At 35.8% G+C, this 10,888-nt stretch carries 6 protein-coding genes; 1 reads left to right on the forward strand and 5 read right to left on the reverse strand.

What is annotated here, in order from left to right; all coding sequences use genetic code 11:
* Window positions 1–76: 76 nt before the first annotated feature.
* Both IE080_RS16835 and IE080_RS16840 read right to left on the reverse strand, forming a co-directional pair.
* Window positions 77–4,972 (reverse strand): PAS domain-containing protein, encoded by a 4,896-nt coding sequence (locus IE080_RS16835; RefSeq protein WP_189585395.1) that lies wholly within the window; start codon window positions 4,970–4,972, stop codon window positions 77–79.
* A gap of 50 nt (window positions 4,973–5,022) precedes the next feature.
* Window positions 5,023–5,598 (reverse strand): peptidylprolyl isomerase, encoded by a 576-nt coding sequence (locus IE080_RS16840; protein ID WP_189585398.1) that lies wholly within the window; start codon window positions 5,596–5,598, stop codon window positions 5,023–5,025.
* Window positions 5,599–5,835: 237 nt separating this feature from the next.
* Here IE080_RS16840 and IE080_RS16845 point away from each other — a divergent pair, with 237 nt between their 5' ends.
* A complete protein-coding gene (locus IE080_RS16845; RefSeq protein ID WP_189585401.1) occupies window positions 5,836–7,038 on the forward strand; it encodes a GAF domain-containing sensor histidine kinase in 1,203 nt (400 codons plus the stop codon).
* A 9-nt stretch (window positions 7,039–7,047) separates the two neighbouring features.
* On the opposite strand, the gene IE080_RS16850 is transcribed toward IE080_RS16845, so the two are convergent.
* From IE080_RS16850 to IE080_RS16860, 3 genes are all read right to left on the reverse strand, one after another.
* The gene (locus IE080_RS16850) at window positions 7,048–8,196 is read right to left on the reverse strand and encodes a 1-acyl-sn-glycerol-3-phosphate acyltransferase (RefSeq protein WP_189585403.1); all 1,149 of its coding nucleotides are present in this window, start codon (window positions 8,194–8,196) and stop codon (window positions 7,048–7,050) included.
* Window positions 8,197–8,323: 127 nt separating this feature from the next.
* Entirely contained in the window at window positions 8,324–9,256 is a 933-nt protein-coding gene (locus IE080_RS16855; RefSeq protein WP_189585406.1) for a PorP/SprF family type IX secretion system membrane protein, read from the reverse strand.
* 54 nt (window positions 9,257–9,310) lie between these two features.
* The coding region (locus IE080_RS16860; protein ID WP_189585409.1) for an MBG domain-containing protein at window positions 9,311–10,888 on the reverse strand (1,578 nt) is incomplete at its 5' end.

Consider the following 10,888-nt stretch of genomic DNA (forward strand, 5'->3'; position numbering starts at 1 on the left):
ATATCGCAAATTAAATGTCAAAACAGTAATTTTTAAGTTAGTAAATGCAAGTGTTTTTCTACCTTGTTCATGAGTATCAATGTTGCGTGATTTCTTCTTCAATTATAGGTCTCAATTCTTGCCAAGTTTGCTCTACCTCTCGGATAAATGTGGTAAGTTCACCTTCACTGAGCTCTTGGATATGATTTTCAATTTTTCGTACTAACAGGTGCATTCGTGTGAAGTGCATAGACTGAGCACTTCCTTTAATCCCATGCGCCACTGATTTGATCTCTTTCCTATCTTTGTTTTCAAATGCTGAAAGTAACATGTTTACCTGACGGTCAAAGTCTAAAGATGCCTCCAGTAATGTCTTGTAAAGGGCCATATCATGTCCAACAAGTGCGAGCAATTCCTCTTTTTCGAATAGAGGACTTGTTTGTTCCTTACCAGGAGTTGCCGCTACTTGAATAGATGCAATTGACGTGTCTGCTTGATCCAAAGCCAGCAGGTACTTTTCAATTACTTTAATTAGGATATCTGATTGAACAGGCTTTGTCAAGAACTCATCCATGCCTGCATTTATGCAGTTTTGCTGTTCTTCCTTTAAGGCGCCAGCAGTAACAGCTATAATTGGTGTTCGTTTTCCACTATTTAACTCATGTTGTCTGATTGCTTTGGTAGCTGTTATACCATCCATCTTTGGCATTTGTACGTCCATGAAAATCAGATCAATGGATTGGGTTTTGTAGGTTTTGAAGGCAATCTCTCCATTTTTGCATTCAAAAATCCGAGCCTGGGGAAGCTGTTGGAGGATCAATGTTTTGATCAGCAACATATTCATTTCAATGTCTTCTGCAATCAAAATATTGAAAGAGCTCTCTGGTTGAGAGGCGATAGTGTCTGACTCTTGTTGCTCCTGAAATTCTTGTACAATTACTTTGTTTTTTATATTGACTAAGAAGCTGAATAGCTCATCTGATTTGACAGGCTTCAGAATCCCAAAGGAGATATCAAACTTTTTATAGAATTTCCTAAGCAGCTCGGTGTCCGTGGATGAGTGAAGAAGAATCAATTTCAATCGCTCTTTATCAAGGTCAAGTTCATTTCGGATATTCATAATTACTTCTATCCCGTCAACCTCAGGCATATGATAGTCGATAATTCCTAAATCGATACTTGGGTCTGAAAGGAGTATGGATAATGCTTCGGATGGATTCTGAGTGCTTACGTATGACACGCCCCAAAACTTCAGATTTTCTTCCAATACGGTGATATTGTTGGCATTGTCGTCTAGGATCAGTACCTTCTGAAGGTCCAGTTCTATTCGTTCATTGCTTTGGAGATCTCGATACTCGACTTCAAATTGAAATTTAAAGCTAGAACCTTCACCCACCTTGCTACTAAGAGCAATATCTCCCCCCATTTTGTTAACTAAAAGATTAGAAATAATCAGTCCCAATCCAGACCCTCCATAGCGCCGTGTAGTGGAGCTATCGGCCTGAGAAAATGCCTGAAACAGTTTTTTCTGTTGGGCTTCAGAAATACCTATCCCCGTATCTCGTACTTCAATCTGTAATAAGCCTGAATAATCTGTTTTGCGGTCGAACTGAATTTTCAACTCCACCTCTCCATCTTCTGTAAATTTGACGGCATTACTTAATAGGTTGATGATGACCTGCTTTAATCGAATAGGATCCAACACCATGATTCTTGGCAAATCAGGAGGGATATTAAGGATTAGTTCTAATAGCTTTTGACTTGCTTGGAACTTGATAATGTCTATGGAAGCATTGGCTATTTCATAGATATCATGTTCAATAAATTCAAGGTCTAATTTACCTGCCTCAATTTTAGAAAAGTCCAGGATATCATTAATAATGCCAAGGAGTGACTTCCCGGAAATATTGGCATTTTCAGCATATTGCTTTTGAACATGGCTTAATGGAGTTTTAAGGAGTAAATCAGTAAAACCGATTACTCCGTTTAGGGGAGTTCTGATTTCATGGCTCATATTAGCCAAAAACTGCGATTTATACTTGCTCTCTTGTTCTGCTCGATCTTTAGCAAGGATCAGATTTTCCTCCAACAGTGTTCTGTTTTTTAAGTTTGCTAGGATTTGAGCAAATAATAAGAGCAAAGAAATTTCATTACCTGTTAAATCGCGTAATTCTCGGACATAGTCAAAGCCCACAAATCCATAAATATTATTCTCAAAAAAGATAGGCAGCGCAATTAGTGTTTGAATGCCTTGAGGAGCCAGTATCTCCTTCAATGCATCTCCATCAGGTAGTTTGGAGACATTCTCTACATACATAAATTGTTTTTCCTTATGAGTAGCTACCCACTGCGGGACCATTTCTAAGGGGATTTCCTGTAGGTTTTCAAGTTCTGGACTAGTGCCTTCATTACACCATTCAAAGGTATTACTGCAAGTGTTTTTTTCCCAGTCATAGTCAAAAATATAGGCTCTGTCAGCTTCAGCGTAGCGGCCAATTAGTTCTAAAGAACCGGTAATTTGAGAGCTACTGTCTTTTACATCCAGGTTTATGTATTCAGTTGCAATCTTCATTAACAAGCTCTGCAGTTCAAGCTGGGTACTCATTGTTTCATGGATTTGAATATCAGCTGTAATGTCGCTTATTTTGCCATCTAAGCGTATAGGTTGATTTTTTTCATTGTAAACAATATGGCCAATATTTTTTACCCATTTTAAGTTGCCACTTCTATCAACTATTCTGTAAATCTTTGAATAACTACCATTATTTTGAATCGATTTGAAAATTTCTTCGGTTACACCTCGATCATCTGGATAGATAATTGATTGCCAAATTTCTGGGTTTTTGTAATATTCTTCGATAGAATAACCAGTTATTTCTTCTACAGAGGGTGTTGAAAAAATCATCTCATAATTTGGGTAGCTAACTGACCAAATAATGTCATTTACTTCAGATAATATACTTTCAATTTGATTTTTAGTTTTCTGTAATTCCAGTGCATTAATTTTTGAAGTCGTTATATCCTGAAAAACTCCAGTAATAAACACAACTTGTCCATTTTTAAAAATTGGCTTCCCTATAGTTCTTACCCATTTTGTTGCCCCTCTAGCTGTAATGATTTCAAGCTCTAGATCATATGGTAAACCTTCTTCCAATAGTTTTTTAAAAGCATCTGAGATTTTCTCCCTGCTTTCACCTTCTTTGTAAAAATAAATTCCATCTTGAACGTTAGGTACGTAATCTAAAGGACATTCATGTATTTCATATGTAATTTTTGTCCATTGTAGTTGGTTTTTTTTAACATCAAAATTCCATCCACCAACCATGGCTAATCTGCCGACCTCCTCAAGTTGGACTTTTGTATTTTCTAAATGCTGAAATTCAGCTTTTCTACCAGAGATGTCTGTTACTCTTCCAGCAAATATACTTTCGTCAGTCAAATGTCCTTTCACTAAGTTTACGGACTCACGTAGCCATTTGACCTTACCATTGACGCTTATCATGTATTCAAAATCGTAGCCTTCATTTGAATTCAGGTTGGTTTTTAACGCTTCGCAAGCTTCTTTAAACTCATCGCACACAAAGTCTTTTATAAATTCGTTTGTTTGAAAAAAATAGGCTTGTGGTACACCTATGATTTTTTCTGTATTAGAGCTAATGAAAAGATATTTATCTCTCTTAGCATCATAAATAAATAATACATCTGAGATGTTTTTAGAGATGATTTTAAAGAGATTCTCAGATTCTTGGAGTTTTTTTTCAGTCTTCAGTTGCTCCGTAATGTCCCATGCATTGATCATATATAATGTTTTGCCGTACTCCTCAAAAAGGTAAGAAGACTGGCAAGACCAATAAACAGAAGTGTTTTGGTTAGATTTTAAGCGAAGGTTAAGGCTGATTTTTTGCTGACTCTTCAGTCTATCAAAGTATATAGAAAGATAAGGTTCGTCATCTTCAAAAATAAAATCTTGTATACGCTGAGGGATTTTATCATCTGCTTGAAAGTTTAGAGACTTAGCAGCGGCAGGATTAAAATGAAGCAGGTTGCCTTTACAATCGTGTATGCATACTATGCTATCAGAATTTTCGAATATTGTCTTATAAAGCTGCTCTGCTTGGATTTTTTCAGTGATATCTATTAAAATGCCGTCTAAAATTTCCACCCCATTGTTTTTTCGAGCTTTTCCGCGGTTGAGTACCCACTTGATCGAATCGTCTGGTCTAATGATTCTGTAGGTTATATCCCAGATGTTGCCATCTTGTATGTGTTGGAAAATCTTCTGCTTTATTTGAGCCCTATCATCAGGATGAGTCACACTTAATAAACCGATTGTAGGGTTTTCAATAAATTCAACTGTTGATATCCCGGTTAATTCTTTTATATAATGAGAAACGAAGATGCAGTTAAGCACTTCATCATTGTGGCAGGTGTAGGAAACAGCCCCTGTGTTGATATTCCATGCTTCCGTTCTCGCCTTGTATTCTTTGAGCTCTCGGTTTTGTTTACGGGTTTCCAATAAATTCATAACTTGCTTCGCCAATCCGACCAATGCTTCTTTTTGTTGAGCATTGATTTTTTTAGGCACAGTATCCAGTGCGCACAAAGTCCCGATAGCTTCACCATTAGGAGCGATTAAAGGTACTCCAGCATAAAATTGAAGATTACCATCCTCGTTGAACAATAAAGGATTATCTGCAAATCGATCATCTTTTGATAAATCCTCTATTTCGAAGACTTCTTTTGTTTCTACAATTGCATGCCCGCAAACAGACAAATCTCTTGGGGTCTCAGATATGTCGATTCCTATTTTTGATTTAAACCATTGCCTTTCTCCATCAATTAGACTGATCAAAGCGATGGGTGTCCCACAGATTTCGGCAGTTATTTTTGTTAGAAAATCAAAATCTTGTTCTGCCGTAGTATCTAAAATCTGATATTCCTGTAGGGTTTTTAATCGGCGTTCTTCGGAACTAGGTTTGCTGGGTTTTTTCATCCGAAAGTAAGTGAATCGAGTTCGTTGTTATCCTAAATATACAAGTAAGTTTACAAACTTTGTTTTTTTGCAAGGCTAATTTGTTCAGGGTTCCAATATTCAATGGAGATCTTAAGACCGATGTCTTCCAAAGGTTGATTGGTTGTATCTTTTTCTTCATTTACAATCGCATCTACCACATCCATACCTTTGATGACCTGTCCAAATATGGTATAATTCCCGTCTAAGCGATGAACACCTTCTTTGCGATGGATGATATAAAACTGGCATCTTGCAGAGATTTTACCTGGATTGTCATCTCTACCGGCACCTACAGCACCATAGATATGTGTAATGTGAGGGAAAATTTCTGGTTCCAGTAAATATGAAGCGTCTGTAAATCCTTCCTCTGTATCTGGACAGCCACCTTGGGCAACGAAATTGGGAATTACTCGATTAAAGGTCAGTGAATCCCAATAGTTGGAGTTAGCTAATTCTATAAATGATTTTTTGTGAGCTATAGTTTCTTCATGAAATTCAAAATAAATTGTTCCCAATCTAGTTTCAATTTTAGCCAGCGGGATTAAGTCTTGTGAAAAAAGCTGTGATGATACGAGATAGCATACTAGCAATAATGATCTTTTCATAGTTTAAATTCTTATATATAATTGATTAGGCAAATTCAGGGAGTTGAGTAAATATTATTTTATTGAGTAGTATTCAAGAGTATATACCGTTATCAATATTGTGTTTTATTTATATTTTTATAATTTGCAATAAAAATAAATCAATTAATACAACTTTATTCTAACTTAAATTGATTTCATCCCCCTTATTTATTTTAAAATTTTAATTTTACAAAGTAGATTAAATAGAGTTGACTTATGACCCCAAATTTTCAAACCAACGAATTTGAAAGACTTATAGCTTTAAGTGAGTATGACCTGAATTATATAAATTTAGAAAAACAATTTGAAGATTTATCATTTTTAGCTGCTAAAGTTGCTGGGACTAAGGTTTCATTAATCAACCTGATTGATAATTATACACAGTGGTCCATTGCTGCGGCGGGATTACCTATTTTACAAATGGACAGAGAAGATGCTGTTTGTAATTATACGATTTTAAATAGTGAAGTTTTTGAAGTCAAGGATTTATCTAAAGACGGGAGATTTCAAGACAAGTTTTATGTTAAGGAAGATCCAAACTTACGCTATTATTGGGGTACTCCATTGAGTAATTCTGAGGGCTTCAACCTTGGAGCATTATGTGTAATGGACACAGAAGAAAAGAATTTAACTCCTGAGAAGATTGATTTATTAAAATTAATTGGAAAGGAAATAGTAAATAGGTTAGAGATATTGAAGTCTCTGAATGGCCTGCAAGAAGATATAAAATCACTCAAAAAGTATAAAAAAAAGGTTGCTCATGATATTAGAGGGCCTTTAGCTGGAATTGTTGGGCTAGCAGAAATCATTCAATCACAGGGTAAGCAAAATAATCTTGATGAAGTTTTAGAGTTTATTAACCTAATTCAGAAAAGTGGGAAATCTCTTTTGGAGTTGGCTGACCAAATTATGAAAGATGAAGATGTAGCTCTTGAGAGTTCTTCTGCTCATTTGTTTAATCTACAAGATTTGAAAGAGAAGATAGTTGATCTTTATAGTGTTCAAGCGCGTCAAAAAAATATATTTTTCAATGTATCTATCTTGGGTGGCAATTTGAGTGTCAAGTTTCCAAAAACTAAACTTTTACAAATCATTGGTAATATTATTTCTAACGGTTTAAAATTTACAAAAAATAAAGGTTCGGTTGAAGTGATTTTAGAGCTTTACCAAGCTGGAAATACATATCAACTCAAAGTACAAGTAATGGATACTGGTATAGGAATGAGTCAAGAAAAAATTCAAGCTGTTTTAAATGGGACTAGTTCAACTTCCGCAGGAACCTCAGGTGAGTCTGGTTATGGTTTTGGGCTAACGTTGGTTAATTATCTTGTAGCTGGGCTTAATGGAACAATTGAAATACGATCAGAAGTGGATAGGTTTACCCAATTCGATGTTGTTATCCCTGTAATTAATCAATAATGTCTTAAACTAAAATTGAGAAAGGGTGTCCTGTAACCTTTTTTGATTTGTTACTGGGTTTGCATACATGCACAGAAAGTTTTCCACCGCAACGGGATTATTGATGTCGACCCCTTTTCTAAATCTAGCTTCAAATAAAGCCTTCTCTTGATCAGAATACTCATGTTTGAATTGGTCTGAACCGGTCAGTAAGTCATGAGCTATGAAATTACTAGGCCATAATTTATAGCCTAGAATGATCTGCTCGTCAATCAAATCGGCTAAGGCTTGTAATTGCTTAACTGTTCCGTTTACTTCTTGGGCTATTTTCTCTAACCCGGGAGTTAAGACATCACCAATGTGGATATGGATTCTTTTTTTTGCCCCAATGATTCCATTCAAAAGCGTGTTAAAATCCTCGTGTTCTCCTTTGATGTAAGGTTCCTGACGTGCTTTGGCAAGTAATTCAGGCATTTTTAAGATATCTGTTGGATCATATTCATACGAAATACTGACAGGTACCACGTTTAGCCGCTTGAAGTAATCCAAGAAATGCTCTCCCTCATCCGACGCCATGGAAATCATTTTCAATACCCCTTTATGGGTTAAATCATTCCCATCTTTTGTCCGTCCTTCCCGCTGTGCAATCCATACCGAACGATTTTCCCTCAAGAGCGACTGACGAATAAAGGCTGATACAAGTTTAGAGCTTTCTAGAAGTTCTCGGGCAGGTAAGCCACGTTTGATGGTGAAGTTTCGTGTCAATCTCGAAAGATGTTTTAAAAAAGGTTTTTTGACCAAATTATCACCAATGGCAGAAGTTGTCATAAAAAAACCTTTTTCATACAAACAGGCATTCAATAAAGAAGTGTCGAGGATAATATCCCGATGGTTTGATATAAATAGGTAAGAAGTGTTTTCTTCTAACTTTTCAAAGCCTGATGTAAAAAGTCCATCAGAACTCTTTTCAAGTACCTTCTGAACACCGGGGTAAATAAAATTTATTTGGAAGTCACGGATAGAATGGCAATGAAGCATTAAGGTTTTCCACTGATCATCAGTCCACTCAGGAAAGGTGAAATTCATCATTGCCTTGAGCATAGGATGGTCGATTATTTCACGAATTGCTTGATTGACTTCTGTGTCGTAGTAAGGCCTGATTTCCTCAAATTGCGGCATGGTGCTTTGAATAGTTGCAGTGCAAAGAAAACAAAAAATCATTACATGCTTCAAAAATTCTTTTAAACAAAAAGATCACCATGTTTCAGGTGATCTTCATTGAAAGTTTACATTGTATGAAGTATGTTTACCAAATCAATCCTTTTTTAGTACCGAAAATCGAATAGGCTAGCATAAATTCATGAGTTGTATTTGGTAACAAGAAACTGTTATTTAAAGGTAATTCATAAACATACCCAAGTCTAAATTTATCAAATATGAATCCTAAATGTGCACTGTTGGCATAATTGATCCTATGACCTAGGCCTAACCAAAATGTATCTTTAAACAAAACTTTTAAATTTAATTCTACATTGTCTGGTAGATCTACTTGTGTTCGCCACATTACATTACTTGCAAGCAACATTGATGGACTTAGGTGTTCCCTAAATCCCGCTAGTAAAACTCCTACTAATGGCTTTTTATCCATAAATATATCTCCTTTACTAAGTTGGCCTTGGTTTACGTTATGAAAACCATAGCTGATGTAGTAGCTTTTATGAGTTAATGCCATGCCAATGTTGAAATCTACTATTTGCATATCTGCAAAGTTTCCAGCAAACTGAGAAACTGTAGGGTCTCCTAATTGCTCAGTATTCAAGTTGTTTCCATCTAATCTTACAGTGTTGTAATTCACTCCTAAACCGAGTCGCAAATTTGTGAATTCACTTAATTGGATTCTAGTAGCATATCCAAGAATAAGTTCAGTTTCTGTAAATGGACCATAGCTGTCATTTAGTAGCGTAATACTTATTGCATTTTTCCCCATTACATCCACTTCATTCCTGTTCCTTACTTGATTGATATCAATTTCGGCTGAAAGAAAATAGGTAAGGGGAGTACCTTCCCAACCTGCATATTGGTTCCTAACAAATCCTCGCATCATACTACCTTCATTGGCTGTGAGTCCAGGATTATAGTATTGCTGTAAGTGGCTGAATTGAGATATATATTTTCTTGATTGAGCATAAGTATATTGACTTATACCAATCAGTAGAATTAATAGAAATAGTTTTTTCATAATTTTCTAATTGAATGCCTCGATTTTTTATTTGTTTTCGGTGGCGGTCATTTTTTATCTTCTAAACAAATTAAGAATACCTCGTCTTGTTTGACCTGTTTCTATTATATCAACAACCCAATAATAGGTGCCGACAGGTAGATCTTTATTGTTAAACGTTCCATCCCAACGTACTTCTGGGTTTGTTGTGGAAAACAACAATAATCCACTTCGTTCATACACTTGTATTCTAACCCCGCTGTAAGAGGATAAGTCAGGTATACCCCAAGTGTCATTTACACCATCTCCATTTGGAGTGAAAGTATTGTTGATAATTATATCATCGAAATTTGCCCTAAGCCTATTTATGTCAAGGAGTTTTGAAACAATATTTCCATCACGATCCTGAACTTGGACTACAATCGTAAATACTTCTCTACCGGGTATTGCAGTATTATTATTCCAGAGTAAAGTGTTTTCTATTATTTGGAATAAACCATTGTCGTAACCATCTCCTAAAAAGGTGATCAAATGAATATTGTCTGAAGAATCTACAACTTTAAATTCACCTACTTCAATTGGTGCCCCTATTTCTTTTTGAGTAAAGGTGTCATTTGATAGTTGAATATCTTGTGGTAGTGGCTTAGGAAGCACTACTATTGTTACTGTAACTGCTCGTGGTTCAGAGGAAGCAAGCCATTCTGGAAGATTTAAAAATCCATTTACCAAATATCTGCCACTTGAGAAACGATTGATTGTGCTAGTGTTCCAATCGATTTCAACAAAGTATAGACTTTCATTTGATGCAACAATAGTAACTTGAGATGGCAATTGAAGGCTTGACCCCCATGGGATTTCGATAGTTTCAATTGGTAGTATTTCTACTATTTCTGCTGGAATAATCTCAAAATCAGCCGGTGTGAAAGAAATAAGATAATTTGGACCAGCAGAAACAGTACCTAAATTGATTAAATAAGTTCCAATATCTTCTCCAGATTCTCTAGTTAATTCACCTGTGATAACATCTCCTCCAATTAAATTTTCAACACTGAATGTCAATTGAGGATCATCAGTCTCGAAAACTTTAGTTTTTTTATTGGCAATGATTGAAAGGTTTCTTTCAGCTATTGTCAATTCACCATTTATTAGAGTGATTGAATAATTGGACGCTTCACCACCTTTTAAAATTATTGGATATATTCCAACCGGAGAATTGATTCTCGCTTCAGTAAATATGGAAGGCTCTTGTTCAATTGTTGTCTCATTGGCCACAAATCCATCATAAATTATTTTTAATTCAGGTATTCTTTCTCCGTAGATGGATTGTGTATTCAAAGCAGAAATTATCAAAGGAGCCTTTAAAATTTCAAAACTATCTCCTATTGTCCCTTCATAATTTCCAGTTCCGGAGATAAGCACAGTTGCATTGCCTGCATTGGTATTATTGAAGAAGACGACAGTGAACTCTGTTTCGTTGTTCAATACCTTTTGCCCATCTCTGACAGTGATAGATGGTGTTATTGGACTACCATTGAAAGTCTGAGCAGAGATAGCATCTAGCGTTAAATCTTCGATTGATTTAGGTAGTATTTGGAACTCCGTTGAGATGGAGCCAGTATAGTTTCCAGTTCCGGAGATAAGCACAGTTGCATT

This window comes from Mongoliitalea lutea (genome assembly GCF_014652135.1).
Lineage (GTDB): Bacteria > Bacteroidota > Bacteroidia > Cytophagales > Cyclobacteriaceae > Mongoliitalea > Mongoliitalea lutea.

Coding starts and splice junctions, on each gene's coding strand:
- IE080_RS16835 (WP_189585395.1), bottom strand. CDS start 4,972: ATGAAAAAACCCAGCAAACCTAGTTCCGAAGAACGCCGATTAAAAACC.
- IE080_RS16840 (WP_189585398.1), bottom strand. CDS start 5,598: ATGAAAAGATCATTATTGCTAGTATGCTATCTCGTATCATCACAGCTT.
- IE080_RS16845 (WP_189585401.1), top strand. CDS start 5,836: ATGACCCCAAATTTTCAAACCAACGAATTTGAAAGACTTATAGCTTTA.
- IE080_RS16850 (WP_189585403.1), bottom strand. CDS start 8,196: ATGCCGCAATTTGAGGAAATCAGGCCTTACTACGACACAGAAGTCAAT.
- IE080_RS16855 (WP_189585406.1), bottom strand. CDS start 9,256: ATGAAAAAACTATTTCTATTAATTCTACTGATTGGTATAAGTCAATAT.